The organism is Candidatus Enterococcus wittei (genome assembly GCF_002140175.1).
GTDB lineage: Bacteria > Bacillota > Bacilli > Lactobacillales > Enterococcaceae > Enterococcus_B > Enterococcus_B wittei.
In genome coordinates this window covers 201,218-218,653 of record NZ_NGMO01000003.1, presented here as the reverse complement: position 1 = coordinate 218,653, position 17,436 = coordinate 201,218, and the positions used below count along the sequence as shown (strand labels likewise).

The 17,436-nt window shown below is 37.7% G+C and carries 15 protein-coding genes; 12 read left to right on the top strand and 3 right to left on the bottom strand.

What is annotated here, in order from left to right:
* Positions 1-115: 115 nt before the first annotated feature.
* Together A5844_RS08935 and A5844_RS08930 are read right to left on the bottom strand one after the other, a co-directional pair.
* Complete coding sequence (locus tag A5844_RS08935) at positions 116-1,219, bottom strand: alpha-hydroxy-acid oxidizing protein (RefSeq protein ID WP_086284846.1); 1,104 nt, start codon at positions 1,217-1,219, stop codon at positions 116-118.
* Positions 1,220-1,369: 150 nt separating this feature from the next.
* Positions 1,370-2,137: a DeoR/GlpR family DNA-binding transcription regulator gene (locus A5844_RS08930; protein ID WP_086284845.1), complete on the bottom strand. Its 768-nt coding sequence runs from the start codon at positions 2,135-2,137 to the stop codon at positions 1,370-1,372.
* 181 nt (positions 2,138-2,318) lie between these two features.
* Between A5844_RS08930 and ulaG the strand changes: the two genes are divergently transcribed.
* From ulaG to A5844_RS14650, 10 genes are all read left to right on the top strand, one after another.
* Complete coding sequence (gene ulaG, locus A5844_RS08925; protein WP_086284844.1) at positions 2,319-3,380, top strand: L-ascorbate 6-phosphate lactonase; 1,062 nt, start codon at positions 2,319-2,321, stop codon at positions 3,378-3,380.
* A 282-nt stretch (positions 3,381-3,662) separates the two neighbouring features.
* Complete coding sequence (locus tag A5844_RS08920) at positions 3,663-4,115, top strand: PTS sugar transporter subunit IIA (protein ID WP_086285251.1); 453 nt, start codon at positions 3,663-3,665, stop codon at positions 4,113-4,115.
* Between the two features lie 9 nt (positions 4,116-4,124).
* Positions 4,125-5,615 carry a PTS ascorbate transporter subunit IIC gene (ulaA, locus tag A5844_RS08915; RefSeq protein WP_086284843.1) on the top strand — a complete coding sequence of 497 codons (1,491 nt, stop codon included), beginning with the start codon at positions 4,125-4,127 and terminating at the stop codon, positions 5,613-5,615.
* Between the two features lie 15 nt (positions 5,616-5,630).
* On the top strand, positions 5,631-5,957 hold the full coding sequence (locus tag A5844_RS08910) for a PTS sugar transporter subunit IIB (protein ID WP_086284842.1): 327 nt from the start codon (positions 5,631-5,633) through the stop codon (positions 5,955-5,957).
* A complete protein-coding gene (locus A5844_RS08905) occupies positions 5,944-6,585 on the top strand; it encodes a 3-keto-L-gulonate-6-phosphate decarboxylase UlaD (RefSeq protein WP_086284841.1) in 642 nt (213 codons plus the stop codon). The genes A5844_RS08910 and A5844_RS08905 overlap by 14 nt, the downstream gene beginning before the upstream one ends.
* A gap of 2 nt (positions 6,586-6,587) precedes the next feature.
* Positions 6,588-7,460, top strand: a complete 873-nt coding sequence (locus A5844_RS08900; RefSeq protein ID WP_086284840.1) for an L-ribulose-5-phosphate 3-epimerase — start codon at positions 6,588-6,590, stop codon at positions 7,458-7,460.
* Between the two features lie 175 nt (positions 7,461-7,635).
* Entirely contained in the window at positions 7,636-8,706 is a 1,071-nt protein-coding gene (locus A5844_RS08895) for an ABC transporter permease (protein WP_086284839.1), read from the top strand.
* Positions 8,707-8,721: 15 nt separating this feature from the next.
* Positions 8,722-9,390 carry an ABC transporter ATP-binding protein gene (locus A5844_RS08890; RefSeq protein WP_086284838.1) on the top strand — a complete coding sequence of 223 codons (669 nt, stop codon included), beginning with the start codon at positions 8,722-8,724 and terminating at the stop codon, positions 9,388-9,390.
* A gap of 17 nt (positions 9,391-9,407) precedes the next feature.
* Positions 9,408-9,980, top strand: a complete 573-nt coding sequence (locus A5844_RS08885; RefSeq protein WP_086284837.1) for a TetR/AcrR family transcriptional regulator — start codon at positions 9,408-9,410, stop codon at positions 9,978-9,980.
* Between the two features lie 618 nt (positions 9,981-10,598).
* Complete coding sequence (locus A5844_RS14650; protein WP_306297850.1) at positions 10,599-15,029, top strand: glycosyl hydrolase family 18 protein; 4,431 nt, start codon at positions 10,599-10,601, stop codon at positions 15,027-15,029.
* A gap of 159 nt (positions 15,030-15,188) precedes the next feature.
* Here the strand turns inward: A5844_RS14650 and rnhC are convergent, their stop codons facing one another.
* Complete coding sequence (rnhC, locus tag A5844_RS08855) at positions 15,189-16,106, bottom strand: ribonuclease HIII (protein WP_086284836.1); 918 nt, start codon at positions 16,104-16,106, stop codon at positions 15,189-15,191.
* 210 nt (positions 16,107-16,316) lie between these two features.
* Between rnhC and zapA the strand changes: the two genes are divergently transcribed.
* Both zapA and A5844_RS08845 read left to right on the top strand, forming a co-directional pair.
* Entirely contained in the window at positions 16,317-16,754 is a 438-nt protein-coding gene (gene zapA, locus A5844_RS08850; RefSeq protein WP_086284835.1) for a cell division protein ZapA, read from the top strand.
* A 25-nt stretch (positions 16,755-16,779) separates the two neighbouring features.
* The gene (locus A5844_RS08845) at positions 16,780-17,328 is read left to right on the top strand and encodes a CvpA family protein (protein WP_086284834.1); all 549 of its coding nucleotides are present in this window, start codon (positions 16,780-16,782) and stop codon (positions 17,326-17,328) included.
* Positions 17,329-17,436: the final 108 nt, after the last annotated feature.

The following is a 17,436-nucleotide window of genomic DNA, read 5'->3' as shown; positions in this document are numbered from 1 at the left end:
TATTTAGTTCAAAAGAAAAACAAGGATAAGAACGAATAGTGTTCATATCCTTGTTTTTCTTTTGTAAGAATATTGGTTGATCTTGGTTCAATACATGATAAGGAAATTCTAATTTTTAGATAAAGCGATTTTCCCGCAACGTGACATTTTTAATATCTTCAATAGTTTGGGTACCAGCTAATTGCATCACCATTTCTAACTCGTTTTTGAAAAAGTCAAAGACTTGTTTGATCCCTGTGCTTCCGCCAAGTGCTAGACCGTAGATGGCAGGTCTACCGATTGCTACTAAATCTGCTCCAGAAGCAATAGCTTTAAAGACGTGTTGTCCACGGCGAACACCACTATCAAAAACAATCGGCACACGTTTATCCACAGCTTCTGCTACGTATTTCAAAGAATCAAATGCTGCTGGGCCACCATCTAGTTGTCGTCCGCCATGATTAGATACCCAAATACCTTGAGCACCGGCATCTAAGGAACGATAAACATCATCTTCAGATTGAACACCTTTCACATAGACAGGTAGATCAGAATGAGTCGTAATGAATTCGACATCTTTAGGACTCAGTTTTTGTTTGGAAGAGTGATAGACTGCATCCATTGTTTGTCCGACACCTGATTGATAGGCTTGAACGATTGGCATCGGTAGGGGGAAGGTGAACCCATTCCGACGGTCTGTTTCACGATTACCACCAACTGTTGCATCTGCTGTCAAGACAATCGCTTTAGCACCGTTACGTTTTGCCATTTCTAAAATGTCCAGATTGATTCCATCATCTTTGCTCATGTAAAACTGGAACCATTGAGGAGCATTTTTTCCACCGGCTTCACGAATTTCCTCAAGTGTACAGGAAGCATAGGAACTGGCAGTATAGATCGTCCCAAACTCAGACACACCCTTGGCTGAAGCTTTCTCTGCTTGGAAATGAGCTAACCCATGAGCAGCAACTGGTGCCATGATGATAGGAGCTGATAATAGATCATCTGAGAAATGTGTCATCGTATCAGGGTTTTCGACATCTTTAAGGACGTGTGGAATAATCAATTGATGATTGAATGCTTTCTCGTTTTCTTGGAAGGTGAATAAATCACCAGCACCACTACTAATATAACCATAGCCTCCACTAGGGATGACTTGAGTCGCTGCAAGTTCTAAATCTTCCATATTGATAAATTGAATCATTCCTTCATGTGTACCAGCTTGATAATGTTTTTCCATGTTGATGCCTTCTTTCTCCTAAATTAAAGATAGATAATTAAAAAAGTATGATAGCGGTTACAAATTTTATCTTACCCTTTGTTTTTTAAACAGGCAAATAATCTGTTCTATTTTTTTGATTTATATGAAAGAAGGTGAGACCATGGAAGGCTATAAATTGACCCGAATAACTTTGATTCCTAATTTTTCAAGTTGTTTGGCTAAATTAGGTGAACAAAATTCATCCGTAATCAAATAATCAAAAGCGGTAATTTCTGCAATTTTGAACTTGGAGGTCAAACCGATTTTTCGATGATCCGCAACTAATATTTTGCATCGAGTCGTTTTATTGATCATCCACTCATTGATTTTTGATTCATTAAGGATTTTCGTAGTCACCCCATTTTTTATATCCACACCACTACAGCCAATCACACATACGTCAGCGTTCATATCTGTCAACGTGCGGATTGCGATATCTCCGACGAGGACTTCTTTTGGAACACGTAATTCTCCACCAGTCAATACATAGGTGTAATTGGAATGGTGGACGGAAGAGACGACTTTCAAATTGTTGGTAACGACTGTCACATAATGAGAAGCCAAGTAATCGAGTATCGCTAAAGCGGTGGAACTGGAATTGATAAAAATCGTATCGTAATCACGGATATATTGGCTTGCATGGTGGGCAATCTGACGTTTGAGCCTGATTGGACCAGATTCATCGAAATTCAGTTTGTTATCAAAATTGAATAGACAATGACCGTATTCTCTAATAATTTCATTCTTGTCTTCTAATATGCTGAGATCACGTCGGATCGTACTAAGGGAAACTTGTAGCTCAGTCGCAAGTTCGATTGTTCTCATTTTTTTGCGTGCTTCTAAAAGTTCAAGGATTTCTCGGTGTCTTTTTTCGATCATATGTATTGGTTTTTTCATGGCTTTTCCTCCTGAGGAATTTTTTTTGTTTATATGATTGATTATAACGAAACGATCATTAAAAAAATGGAAAAAATCATAAAAATCAACAACGGTCATATCGAGGGATTTAAATGATTTTGTTAGCGCTTTATCATTAAGGGTGAACAAAGAAGTCAATATTCGAAGGGGGAATTAATGGATGCATGTTAACGAAGTAACGAAAGAAAAATGGTTAGTTTCAACTTTTCCAGAATGGGGAACGTATTTGAATGAAGCAATTGAAATGGAAGAAGTAGAAGAAAAAAACGTATCTATGTGGTGGTTGGGGTGTACTGGACTATGGATCAAAACTCACGAAGGAACGAATATACTATGTGACTTGTGGTGTGGTACAGGCAAACGTAGTCATGGAAATGGTGAAATGAAAAAAGGACATCAAATGATGCGGATGAGTGGCACAAAAAAAATGCAACCCAATTTACGAATGCAACCTTTTGTGATTGATCCGTTTGAAATAAAACAAATCGATGCGTTAGTTGTGACGCATATCCACTCTGATCACTTAGATATCCATACGGCAGCAGCAGTACACCAAAATTGTCCTGATGCTCGCTTCATTGGTCCAAAAGAAGTGGTGAACATCTGGCTTTCTTGGGGGATTCCACAGAAGAAAACGCAAATCGTACAGCCAGGAGACGTGGTGAAGATTGGTGAAACCAACCTCGTTGTATTAGAAGCTTTTGACCGCACAGCGCTGATCACACAAGAAAATCCAAGTGTCCAGCTAAAAGGACAACTTCCTCCAATCATGGATGATATCGCTGTGAATTATCTATTCCAAACTTCTGGTGGGGCGATTTATCACGCAGGTGATTCCCATTATTCTAACTTATTTGCTAAACATGGGAATGAATACCAAATTGATATTTGCCTTGGTGCATTTGGGGAAAACCCAAGAGGGATCACGGACAAGATGACCGCAAGTGACCTTCTACGTATGGCGGAATCACTAAGAGCAAAAGTATTGATCCCAGTCCATTACGATATCTGGTCCAACTTTATAGCTGATCCTAAAGAAATCACAGAATTATGGCGAATGAAAAAAGACCGTTTGAAGTATCCATTTGTGCCATATATTTGGCAAGTAGGCGGTAAATACACGTATCCAGAAGAGAAATCGGAGCTTATGTTTCAATTTGATCGTGGATTTAGTGATGTTTTTGCACAGGAAAATGATGTACCCTATCCATCTTTTTTGTAATAACAGGATAAAGTTCAAAACATGAAAATTATTCGTGGCTAGGAAGCAGATTACAGCAGTTGGAAGTGAAATAAATAAAAGAGAGGAATCTGGTGGAGAAAGTAATAGTCCACAGCGTCTAACTCAATTATAGATAAAATAACAGCTAATTAAAACGGAATAGCTGATTAATTGAGTAATCTAAATATACAAGGAGAAGGGATCAAAAAATGTAACCACTATGGGTCGAAGAAATCAGGAAATGTTGGTTATAACTATAGATTTTTGATGCCAAATGATCAAATGCTGACTTATTTTTTTAAGAATGACTTAGTCAACTATGTGGAAAAAGACATCAGTGATTGGCGGGAGGCTATTGCTGAAAGTTGTATGCGTTTGTTAGAAAAAAAGGTAATCAACCACTATTATATCGAAGAACTGATCGATTGCGTGGAACAATATGGTGCTTATATCCTTCTCGCACCACAAGTTGCGATGCCTCATTCTTCGCAAAAAAGTCCGAATGTATTTGGTACAGCAATTGCTTTTACCAAATTCAAGCAACCTATCCAATTTGATGATTCAAAAAATACAGCCAGTTTATTTTTTACCTTAGCAGCAAAAGAACCCAATGAACATTTAAAAAATATCCAACAGCTTACCGAGTTGTTGATGACAGAAGGGATGATCGAAAGTCTACTTGCTACAACAACGATCGACGAGTATAGAGAAGTGATGGCGTATTATGAGAAATAGGAGGGAATTATGGGGGAGTATTTACTAAGTATTTGGACATATTTTGCTACAAATATTTTGACACAACCAGCTTATTTGATTGGTTCCATCGTTTTATTAGGGTATTTATTGCTACGTCGACCTTTTCATGAATGTTTGGCGGGTTTTCTAAAAGCCACAGTCGGTTACTTTATTTTGAGTGTAGGGTCGGCTGGCCTCGTGAATAATTTCCGCCCGATCCTAGTTGGCTTGAAAGATCGCTTTAATTTAGATGCGATGGTGACAGATCCTTATTTTGGTCAAAATGCAGTAGATTCGGGATTAATGGAGACATTTGGTCGAACATTTGGAGATGTTATGATCCTCCTTTTGATTGCATTTGTCTTAAATATTCTGTTAGTAAAGTTTCAAAGATATACGAAACTTAGAGCTGTTTTTACAACAGGAAATGTCCAAATCCAACAAGCAGCTACGGCATTTTGGATCTTGCTCTTTTGCTTTCCTGACCTTGGAAGAATCGAAGTATTAGTATTCATGGGGATCATCCTAGGTTGTTATTGGGCTGTGGCTTCCAACCTTACAGTAGGGATCACTCAAGAATTAACTGCAGGGGCTGGTTTTGCTGTCGCTCATCAGCAAATGTTTGGGATTTTTCTTTCCGCAAGTGTAGCGGAATGGTGGGGGGAACGTAGTCGGCGAAAATCAGGAGCAGGAAAGGCAAGTAAAAAAATCGAGGAAATGGAATTTCCAGGGTTTTTATCGATCTTCAATGAAAACATGGTGGCTACAGCTTTATTGATGCTTTTCTTTTTTGGCATCATTTTGTTGGTATTAGGGCAAGAGTATTTGATTGAATCAGAGTTCATGGTGCCAGGGCAAAGCTTTGTCTTCTATATCATAACGACTTCATTAAACTTTGCAGTTTACTTGGCGATTTTACAATTAGGTGTACGAACATTTGTGGATGAGCTGACCCAGTCCTTTCAAGGGATATCCCAGACGATTTTACCAGGCGCAGTTCCTGGTATTGATGTAGCGGCCACATTTGGTTTTGGTTCACCAAATGCAGTCACTATTGGTTTTCTCTTTGGCGCATTAGGGCAGTTTTTAATGATCTTGTTACTGATCGTATTCCAGTCACCAACAATCGTTATTGCTGGTTTCATTCCGCTTTTCTTTGATAATGCAGTGATCGCAGTTTTTGCAAATAACCGAGGTGGGTTTAAGGCGGCTTGTTTACTTCCATTTTTATCGGGCTTGATTCAAGTAGGAGGTTCGGCATTGTTTGCTACTTGGATCGGGTTGTCACGTTATGGCGGGTATATCGGTATGTTTGATTGGGCAAGTGCTTGGCCAATGTTTACGATTTTGATGAAGGTTTTAGGATATGCTGGTGCGGCACTAGTTGTGATTGGGTTGTTGATTATTCCACAACTACAATATCGAAAAAATCCAGAAGGGTATTTTTTGATTGTGGAAGACTATGAAAAATATGCAGAAAAATTTGGTGTACATAACTAATAAGGAGGTTTTTTTATGAAGATCTTAGTCTCATGTGCCAATGGTTCAGGTACAAGTCTAATGATGATGCAAAGTGTTAAAAAAGCAATGAACGAATTAGCTATCCCAATAACTAAAATCCATCATTGTTCAATAGCAGAAGGGAAGAGTTCTGCCAGTCAATATGATATTGTCTTTACACCCATCAACTTTATTGCGATGTTCACTCAGGCAAAAGAACGAGGTATTCCAGTGATTGGTATCAAGAATGTGATGTCGCCGAAAGAAATCGGCGAGAAATTTAAAGAAACGACATTGTATATCACAATGAAAGAACGGGAGAAGTCGAATGATAAGACCTAAACTACAAATTGCTCTTGATCATAATAGGCTTGAAAATGCATTGGCAGATATCAAAAAAGTTGGAGAAATCGTTGATATTATCGAAATCGGTACGATCTTATGCTTACAAGAAGGTAGTAAAGCCATTTCCTGTATCCGTCAAATGTATCCCGATAAAACCATTGTTGCTGATACTAAATGTGCAGATGCAGGCGAAACGGTGGCAGAAAATGTGGCTCGCTCTGGAGCAGACTGGATGACTGTGATTTGTTCTGCATCGCTACCGACGATGCAAGCTGCGCAACAAAAAATCAAAGAACTACAAGTAGAATTATACGGGGATTGGACCTTCGAACAAGCTCAGACATGGCGTGAAATTGGTCTTTCTCAAGTTGTTTATCATCAAAGCCGCGATGCGCTGCTAGCAGGTGGAACATGGGGCGAACAGGATTTGGGAAAGGTGAAAACTTTGATTGATATGGGTTTTCAGGTGTCAGTCACGGGCGGCTTGGCACTGAAGAACTTATCATTATTCCAGCATTTACCGATTTTTAACTTTATTGTGGGCAGAGGAATCACTTCAGAGGAGAATCCGATGGTAGCGGCACAGGCATTTAAAGATGAGATCAATCGTATTTGGGGAGAATGACAATGACTAGATTAGGGATTTACGAAAAGGCTTTGCCCGATGATCTTTCATGGCTCGATCGTTTGTATTTGGTCAAAAGGTTAGGGTTTGATTTTATTGAAATGTCAATCGATGAAAGTGAAGAACGATTAGTCAGGCTTCAATGGTCGGAGAAAGAAATGAATCGAATAAGGCAAGCCATGGAGGTCACAGGCGTGCAGATCCATTCGATTTGTTTGAGTGGGCATCGTCGATTTCCTTTTGGATCATCGAATGAAAAAACACGGACAGAAGCTTTTACAATGATGAAACGTGCCATCCAACTCGCATATCACTTAGGAGTTAGGATTATCCAAGTTGCTGGATATGATGTCTATTATGAAGAAAAATCGATTGATTCTAGAGAAAAGTTTATTAGGGGATTAACAGCAAGTGTGAAAGAAGCAGCACAATATGGGATCATCCTGTCAATCGAAGTGATGGACGATCCGTTTATGAATTCGATCAGTAAATATTTGGAGTTGAAAAAACAAATTCGCTCCCCTTATCTTCAAGTTTATCCAGATTTAGGGAATTTGGCAGCTTGGCACAAAAGTGATGCCGCTTTGGAACTTGAAAAAGGCATTGAATATATTACGTCTGTTCATTTAAAAGATACACTTGCAGTAACACCAACAAGTGCAGGAAAGTTCCGAGAAGTTCCTTTTGGGGAAGGGTGTGTTGATTTTTTAGGATTATTAAAGACTCTAAAAAGAATTGGTTTTGAGGGGCCATTTTTAATTGAGATGTGGTGCGGCGCACAACAGGATTTTGAACAGCAAATTATCCAAGCAAAGCAGTACCTTTTGCCGATATTGAACAAGGCAGGCTATATTAGAGAAAATAATTTTAAGTAAGCTATAAGAAACTGCACCTATAAAGGGATTGCTGATATGATCTAATCTTTATTTCATAAGCATTTCGGAGATTCGATAATAAAAAACTCATTTATGAGCAGATTATTCTGCTAAAAATTTATCAAGTGATAAAATTATTTTATCACTTGATAATTTTTTTATAAGGGGGAGTTAGATGTTTTTAGCATTAAATGAAATCATTCATTCAAAATTGCGTTATGGATTAGTTACTGGGGTGATGTTCTTGATCGCCTATCTTGTTTTTTTCTTGACTGGATTAGCTTATGGATTAGCCCAAGATAATCGGACAGCTGTGGATAAATGGGAAGCGGACACGATTGTATTATCGCAGGATGCAAATACCAATTTAGGCATGTCAATGATTACAAAAAAAGTAGCGGAAGAAGTTGAAGGAGATCAAATCGCTTACTTAGCACAGACACCCGGTGTTGTGACGAGTAAAGATCAGAAAGACGCTGGTAAAATCAACGTAAGTTTCTTTGGTATTGATCCTAATCAATTTATTATGCCCAATATTATTGAAGGAAAAGAGTTTGAAACAAATGATGAAGCGGTTGGTGACATTAGTTTGCAAGATGAGTATGGCTTAAAGGTGGGAGATACCGTTAAGTTATCTGGCAGTGATAAAACATTTAAATTAACAGGATTTACGGATCAAGCTAAATTTAATGTTTCACCTGTCTTATATACTAGTATTGATGCGTATCAAGAGATTCGTTTTGAAAAGGCAGACACGAGTGAGAATGCTCGAATCAATGCAATTGTTGTGCGAGGTGAAGTGACTAACTTACCAGATGATTTAGAACAAATAACGATTTCTAAGTTTATCAATGAGCTTCCTGGGTACAATGCACAAGTTTTGACTTTTGGTTTTATGATTGGCTTCTTGATTGTGATTGCGGCTATCGTTATTGGGATCTTCATCTATGTATTGACGATGCAAAAGATCAATATTTTTGGCGTAATGAAAGCGCAAGGGATTACTGGAGGATTCATCGCACGTTCAGTCGTTGCACAAACCTTTTTATTATCTTTCTTCGGAGTGGCTCTCGGGATGCTCGGGACATTTGTTACTTCGTTGGTTTTACCTGACGCAGTTCCGTTTCAAAGTAATTGGTTATTCTTTGGAGTGCTTGGTGTAATGATGCTGGTTGTGGCTATTTTAGGAGCGCTCTTTTCCGTGAGAACGATCGTAAAAATCGACCCATTGAAAGCAATTGGTTAGAAAAGGGGATATAATATGAAAGCTATTGAATTTAAAAATGTTGAAAAAAATTTCAAAGATGGCGATGAAGTCATCCAAGCGTTGAAAAAAACCAATATGACCATCAATAAAGGAGAATTTGTTGCGGTTATTGGTCCTTCTGGATCTGGGAAAAGCACATTTTTGACCATTGCTGGAGGGTTACAAACGCCAAGTAAAGGGACAGTCTTTATCAACGATGAACCCTTTAGCGAAAGACCTGAGAAAGAAAGAGTCAAGTTGAGATTTAAGGAAATCGGCTTTATTTTACAAGCCTCTAACTTAGTGCCGTTTCTTTCAGTGAAAAAGCAGTTGGCTTTAGTAGACAAAGTGAAGCATGAAAATCGACAAAAAGAAGCGGAAAAACTATTCGAACAATTGGGAGTGGATGGATTAGTCAACAAGTATCCCGAAGATTTATCAGGGGGCGAACGTCAACGAGTAGCTATTGCTCGAGCACTTTATAATGATCCATCCATTATTCTTGCAGATGAGCCTACAGCAAGCTTGGATTCGGAAAAGGCAAAAGAAGTCGTCAATATCTTGGCAAAAGAGTCAAAAGAAAAAAATAAAGCGATTATTATGGTGACGCATGATACACGGCTGATTGACAGATGTGATAAAGTATTTATGATAGAAGATGGTGTCTTTCGAGAAAAAAATTAAGGTAGAAGGTGTAAAACGTGGTCCATCGATACAATAAAGATACACAATCAAGAATCTTAAAAGAAGCGAATCGTTTATTCATGTCAAAAGGTTATCAAGCGACTTCAACAAGAGAAATCGCAAAAAATGCTGGTGTGACTCAACCGAATCTGTACCATTATTTTGGGGACAAAGAAAAATTATATACAGCAGTATTAGAAGAACATTTGTTGACCGTTGGTAAAGATTTGAGAGCAATCTTGGATGAAAATAAAACGGACTTTCAAAAAGCATTGATACAGATGACAAACTATTTGGTTCAAACGCATCTTTTAGATTTGTTTATGATGCTCCATGATTTAAAGTTACACCTTTCTTCGGACTTACAAACCCACCTGTTTTATTTATGGAAAAAAAGTTACCGAGAACCATTTGAAATTGTATTTTCAATGAATCAAGCAGCATTGAGAAACCATATTACAACAGAAATGGCAGCCAAACATTTCTTTCTTTTGTTAGCACCTTATATTACTGAATCGACCAGTTCGCTAGAGAACCCTTTTAGCGTGGAACAATTCATTGATTTATATTTAAATGGTGTATTAAAATAAGAAACACTCCGAGAATGCGCACTGGGTTCTGGAGTGCTTTTTTTATATTTGTGTCGTTATTTTTTATTTTATATAAAAAATGATAAAATATTAATATTTTTTATTTTCTTATACGATTATTTTATAAAATTGTGATGTTCTAATTCTTTCCCATACTATATACATATATTAAAAAATAACAATTAAAATTAAAATTTTTTAATGTTTTTTATAAAAAACTCCTTGATTATACGTTTTTCAGGTGGTAATATTCTTTTAGAAATACTATTTTAAATATAGTGTTTCACATTTTTCTCATAAAGAAAGGGGTGTAAATAACATATTATAAAAAAATCAGTACATACTTGTTTTTCGGGATAAATGAAAATATGATTGCATTAAAAATGAGTTTCTTTTAATTTAAAAGAAAATAAAGTTATTTTATTGTGTCTTTGAAGTTTGCTGTAAAGCTTCAAGTGGATAGGATCCATTTAGAAGTAGTTAACACAGAAAAAACAGTTACTAAAATTAGTGAGGGCCTAATGATGTAACTGATTTCAAGAAATATTTTATGAATTAGAAAGAATAAGTAAGAAAAAATAGTTACTTATCGACAAATCGGGGAGGATTACATTAACCATGCAACTATCAAAAAAGCAAAAGAAAAGATATTTACGTTCTGCAGTATCCATGGGACTAGTTGTCTTATCAACTGTTACAACGTTGGTGACACCAGTAATGGGATTGACAACAAATGCTTATGCAGCAGAAAAGAAAGCATCAGTTTCTAAAAAAATGGAAACAAAGAAAACTGAAAAGCAAGAGCAAGCACCTTATAGAAATGTCATGTATTATGGAGACTGGTCTGTATGGGGTGGCCAAGGAAATCAATATCCGAAAGATTTACCAGCAGATACATATACACATTTAAATTTTGCATTCCTAGACTTCGATGCTAATGGAGACCTTATCTTAACAGACAAAGATGCAGCTTTCGGTAACCCTGTTGGATCAGATAACACATGGGGAGACCAACTATCAGGTGTTGTTCCAGCATTAGCAGCATTACGTAAACAAAACCCTAATATGAAATTGGGGATTTCATTAGGTGGTTGGTCTAAATCAGCAGAATTTGCAACTGTAGCTGCTGATGCAACTAAACGTGCACATTTTGTTGAAAATGTATTAAGATTCATCAAATATACTGGGATGGACTTTGTTGATGTGGATTGGGAGTTTCCAGGAATTGTTCGTGACGGTGACAAAGTAGATAATATGAATGACGAAGGAACACCTTATGCAAGTGAAGCGGATGGTGAAAACTTTGTAACTTTAATGCAAGATTTCAGAACAGCATTAGATAAACAAGGTATTGAAGAAGGCAAAACGTATGAATTAAGTGTTGCTTTACCAGGTACAGAAAAACAATTAAAACAAGGTGGCGTAGACTTAGAAAAATTATTCCAGATTATTGACTTTGGGAATATGATGACCTATGACATGAGAGGCGCTTGGGATGAACAAAGTGGACACCAAACTGCTTTGTATACGAATCCGAATGATCCAACTGGATTTTCAGTAGACGCAGTCGTACAGTATTTGAAATCTGAAAATGTTCAAATGGAAAAAGTAGTCATCGGTGCAGCTTTCTACACTCGTGGTTGGGAATCTGTAGCAAAAGGAAACGATGCACAGCTTCCAGGATTATTCCAAGATGCAGCCATTGCTGGTACAGATGCAGATATGACTCCATCACGTGGTGCGTTGAATGAAGCTCCTCTAAAAGTTGGGGACGGTGGACGTCGCAGCGGGGTCTGGTCTTACCGTAGCATCGACAAATTAAAAGCAAATGATCTAGGATTGAAAGAATACTGGGATGATGTAGCAAAAGCTCCTTACTTATATAGCGAAGCAAGTGGCGACTTCTATACATTTGATAACGAACGATCTGTAACAGAAAAAGCAAAATATGTGAAAGAAAATAATTTGGGCGGAATGATTTCTTGGCAAAGTTCTCAAGATAAAGACAATGATGGCGACAATGTGCGTGATGAATTGACTCGAACGATGGCCAAAGAACTATTTGGTTCAGCTAAATTACCAGAAACAATCGAAGATGGTAAGAATGATGGGTTAAATGTTGACTTAAACATCAAAGTTACTTCAACTGATTCAGGTAAAGATGGTTATAGTTTTGCTGTGAAAAATAATGAAGTACTAGAAGCGTATGGTGGCGATGCATTAAAATTCGCAGATAACTTCTATAGTACGATTAAAAAAGCAAAATTCATCATTACGATGAAAGATGGCAGCACATTGACAAAAGGTGATTATAAAGCAGGAACTGTAACAGCTGAAAACGGCAAAACAATCGTTGATTTAAGTTCTGTCTATGATGCGAAGTACATCGAGCCAGGTGCAACTTATGATTTTAAACTTGCTACAGAAAATGGAGCTGAAGTTGATCCAGCCAATGTAGAAAGTGTAGAATTGCAACAGTACTATGACAATAAAACGATGTTGTCTTCTAACGTGATTTACGGTGAAGCAGCTGAACCAGAAAATCAAAAACCAGTTCTTTCAGGAATGGTTAATCAAACAGTCAACGTAGGGGAATCATTTGACCCAATGGCTGGAGTAACTGCTTTTGATAAAGAAGATGGTGATTTGACTTCTAGTATAAAAGTTACAGGAACTGTGGATACATCAGAAACAGGAACCTATGAATTAACATATACGGTCGAAGATTCTACAGGTGCAAAAGCAGAAGGCAATCGTGTGATCACTGTAATGAAAGAAGAAGAACGGGCACCAGAATTCCAAGGGATTTCTGATACTACTATCTTTGAAGGCGACGCATTTGATCCAATGGCAGATGTGACTGCAACCGATGCTAAAGGAAATGATCTTACTTCTGAAATCACTGTTGAAGGTGAAGTGAATGTAGGAGAACCAGGGCGTTACGAATTAACGTATAAAGTAGCTTCTGAGTCTGGAGTAGAAGCTACAGCAACTCGTGTTGTTACAGTAGAAGCAGAAGAAGCGCCGATTTTCAGTGGCATTAATGATAAGACGATTTCTGTAGGTGATTCATTTGATGCTAAAGCAGGCGTTAGTGCCATTGATGGCAGAGGAAACGAAATTTCTTCTGAGAATATTGAAGTAACTGGTGAAGTAAATACTTCAGAAGCAGGTCAATATACTTTAACTTATAAAGCCACTTCACAAACTGGTAAAGAAACAATTGCTGAACGTGTAATCACTGTCAAAGAAAAAGCAGTAGATCCAGCAGAAGAAATGGTGAATCCAGAAAACCAAGTAATGGTTGGTTACTGGCATAACTGGGATTCTAAAAATGATGGTTACCAACGCGGAACAGCTTTAGCAATGGAATTAGATGAAATCGATGAAGCTTATAATGTCGTAGACGTTTCCTTTATGAAAGCTTCAGAAAGTTCTCACATCCCAACGTTTAAGCCTTACAAACAAACAGATGAAGAATTCCGTCAACAAGTAGGTGAGTTGAACGCACAAGGACGTTCAGTTATCTTGGCATTAGGTGGGGCAGATGCACATATTGAATTAACACAAAGTGATAAAGATGCGTTTGTTGCAGAGATCATCAAACAAGTAGATAAATATGGATTTGATGGGATCGACATTGACTTAGAGCAAAGTGCAATCACAGCAGCTGAAAACCAAACAGTGATTCCAGCAGCATTAAAAGAAGTAAAAGATCATTATGCAAAAGAAGGTAAAAACTTCTTGATCACGATGGCACCAGAATTCCCTTACTTGAGAGCTTCTGGTTCATATGAACCATACATTAGTGGTTTAGATGGTTACTATGACTGGATCAATCCACAATATTACAACCAAGGTGGCGACGGTATCAGTGGAGAAAATGGTCAATGGTTATCACAAAGTGATGATGCGAAGAAAGCTGAGTTTTTATATGGGTTAACTTCAGCATTGATCAATGGAACCGATGGTCATTCAAAATTTGTACAAATTCCAGCGGATAAATTAGTTATCGGTTTGCCGTCTAACGCAGATGCAGCAGGAAGTGGTTATGTTAAAGATCCAGCAGCTGTCCAAACAGCAATGGAACGCCTAATCAAAGACAACAATCAAATCAAAGGCTTGATGACTTGGTCAGTAAACTGGGATAATGGATTGGATGCAAGTGGTAAGAAGTACGACTGGGAATTTGTTAACCGCTATAAAGACTTGATCGACTACGAAGGTGATGGAACATCTGAAAATAAAAAACCAGTCATTTCTGGTGTAGCAGATGTAACATTAACAATCGGCGATTCATTTGACCCATTAGCAGGTGTAACAGCTTCAGATTCAGAAGATGGGGACCTAACAGCAAGTATCAAAGTAGAAGGTACAGTAGACACAGAAAAAGTGGGTACGTATCACTTAACTTACTCAGTAGAAGACAAAGAAGGTCAAAAAGTAACAAAAGAACGCACTGTAACAGTTCAAGAAGAACAAGCCCCAACATTTAGTGGTGTTCAAGCTGTGACATTGACTGTAGGTGAGACATTCGATGCAAAAGCTGGTGTAACAGCGGTTGATGCTCTTGGAAATGATGTAACAAAAGATATTCAAGTAGAATCAAATGTAGATACAAGTAAAGCAGGAAACTATGAAGTGACCTATACAGTGAAATCTGTATCAGGCAAAGCGGAAGCGAAAGCAACACGTAAAGTCACTGTGAAAGAAGAAGTGACACCGCCACAAGGCAACGAGTGGGATCCAAATAAGGATTATGTTGCAGGAGACATTGTAACTTATCAAGGGAAAACCTACAAAGCAAAATGGTGGACAAGAGGAAATGAGCCAGGTGCTGACCAATATGGTCCATGGGAATTGATTTCTGATAACACAACTCCAGAAGGACCAGGGACCACACCGGAAGCTGGTAATTGGAACAGTGCAAAGGTTTATACAAATGGTGATGTAGCAGTTTTCAATGGTAAAAAATACAAAGCAAAATGGTGGACACAAGGAAATCAACCAGGTGCTGAGCAATGGGGACCATGGGAATTGATTGGCTAATAGGATTCATAAAAAAGAATGAGACATTTGTCTCATTCTTTTTTGAGGTTTATTCACAACAAGTGTTGTAATAATAAACGGTAAGTAGGACTGAAGAATGGATGGATCCAATAACTGGTTGAGCTGACAAAATTTTTAATTTCCTTTTTAACCACCAGCTTATTCTTCCAGCATTTTTTGGGCTTTTTCGGTATTTGCAAAATGGAGTTTTGCATAGTTGGCTAGAAGAGACAAGCCTCCTTTTTTTAGGATGGATGCTGCGACTTGGTCTGATTTCGTACCTGCCCCTGAAGGTAGTGGAATGCCTAATTCAGTAGATTCTTTTTGTAATTCTTCTAAAAAGCTTGCTCTGCTAATGATCGATGCAGCAGCTACCGCCAAATGATATTGTTCCCCTTTGGTAACAAAATACATTTTTTCTTGAATTTGATGTTGTTCTAGACGGGCATATTTTTTAAAGTTTGCTTCTGGCGTAAACTGATCGATTAAAATTGCTTCGGGTTTGGTTGGTGCAATTTTTTGTAACAATAAGTGGATAGCCTGATTATGTAGAGCTACTTTCATCCTGACTGCATTGTATTTTGGCTGGATCTCATTATATTTCTTTGGAGATAAGACTAATAGTTGATAAGGGATCGTTTCTTTCAGCACTTTGGCTAATTGAACGATTTGCGTGTCCTTTAATTCTTTTGAATCTCGCACACCTAATGTCCGCAACTTAGTTAAATTTGTTTGATCAACGTAAGCTGCACAAACGGTCAAGGGACCAAAATAACTACCATTTCCTACCTCATCGCTACCTAAAACAGATAATTTTTGGATATCTTTAGGCAAATTTACAGTAGGTTTTATTTTTTTTTCGGGACCGGTTTGTAAACTGCCCCATCGAGCGGCTTCTGATTCTGCTGAAGACCCTTGGAACATCACTTTACCAGAAGTATAAGCAGTAATCGTCGTCCCGTTTTTTTTGGCCGAAAAAAGGGTATAGGGGATATTTTTGTGCTGTAAGAAAGGCTGATAAGCTTCTTTCATTGTTTCTAATTGTTTTGATGTTGCTTTAATGATCACGTTACTCATGAGTACCTCCTGAATGGTTACTTGAAAATGTAGTGAATAATATGGGGCAATAATTTCCTGTTCTAGGAAAACTAAGCACACATAGCATTTTTTTCAAGTTTATCATATAATAGTAAAGAAATAAGAATGAAATGTTGTGTACAGATGTTATCTGATTAACTATATGGTACACTAGATAATACTTTTGGCAATAGGGGGAGACTGATTCGCATGGCGCAACAAAAAACACGCTATAAAGCGGTGATTGCAGACCAGACATATACTATTATTGGACAAGAAACCAAACATCATATGGATATTGTTACGAAACTAATCAATGAACAATTAGCGGAGTTAAAAGAATTGTCGCCTCAATTAGACAATGAACAAGCTGCGATTTTACTAGCGATTAATGCGTTTTCTGATCAATTGAAGAAACAAGAGAAAAATCTAGAATTAGAAAAAGAAGTGTCAGAGTTAAAGGAAAAAATGAGTAAATTTGCTGAGATGGAAAATCGTATCAAACGAATCGAAGCAATTGAAAATGAAGCAAGAGAAGTATTGAAAGAAAATGGTCAGCTAGACTATGAGATAAAAAATCATGTGGAAGCACAACAAATCTTAAACGAAAAAAGAAAAGGCCAAATCAAACAAAAGTCTTCTACCTAACAAATAGAAGAGGAAGGGAGGGCGTATGCTTAGTCTTTTAATTTTATTTATTTTGCTGATCGCATTCTTCTCTGGGGCGCGACGTGGATTTGCGTTGCAAGGAATTTACTTGATCGGTTATATCCTATCCTTTATAGCAGCACGTACTTTTTATAAAACATTGGCAAGTCAATTGGAATTATATATTCCTTATCCAGCAGTAACGTCAACATCTAAACTCGTTTTTTTCGACCAAGCTTTCTCATTTCGTTTAGATGAAGCCTTTTATGCTGGGGTAGCTTTTCTAATGATTTTATTTGTGGGCTGGCTGTTGACACGCTTTGTCGGGGTTTTTATCCACGGGTTGACTTATATTCCTATTCTAAGACAAGTTGATTGGATTGCAGGAGGGATATTGGCAGTAATCGGAACATATGTTACTCTTTTTTTGATTTTACGTTTACTGACATTTGTACCTGTTGCAGTGATCCAAGACCAATTCAGTGGGAATAACTTAGCTCGTTTTATGGTAGAGAAAACGCCGGTTTTAGCGAATAGGATCTATGATTTATGGGTGACCCAGATCATCCATTAAGGGAACAAGCAGTAAAGTTCTCCTTTCTTAAATATGAAAAATTTGATAATTGGTGAAGAGGTTGTGACAGAGCTGAGTAGTCTTGATGGACTATTTCTCGAAGAAACG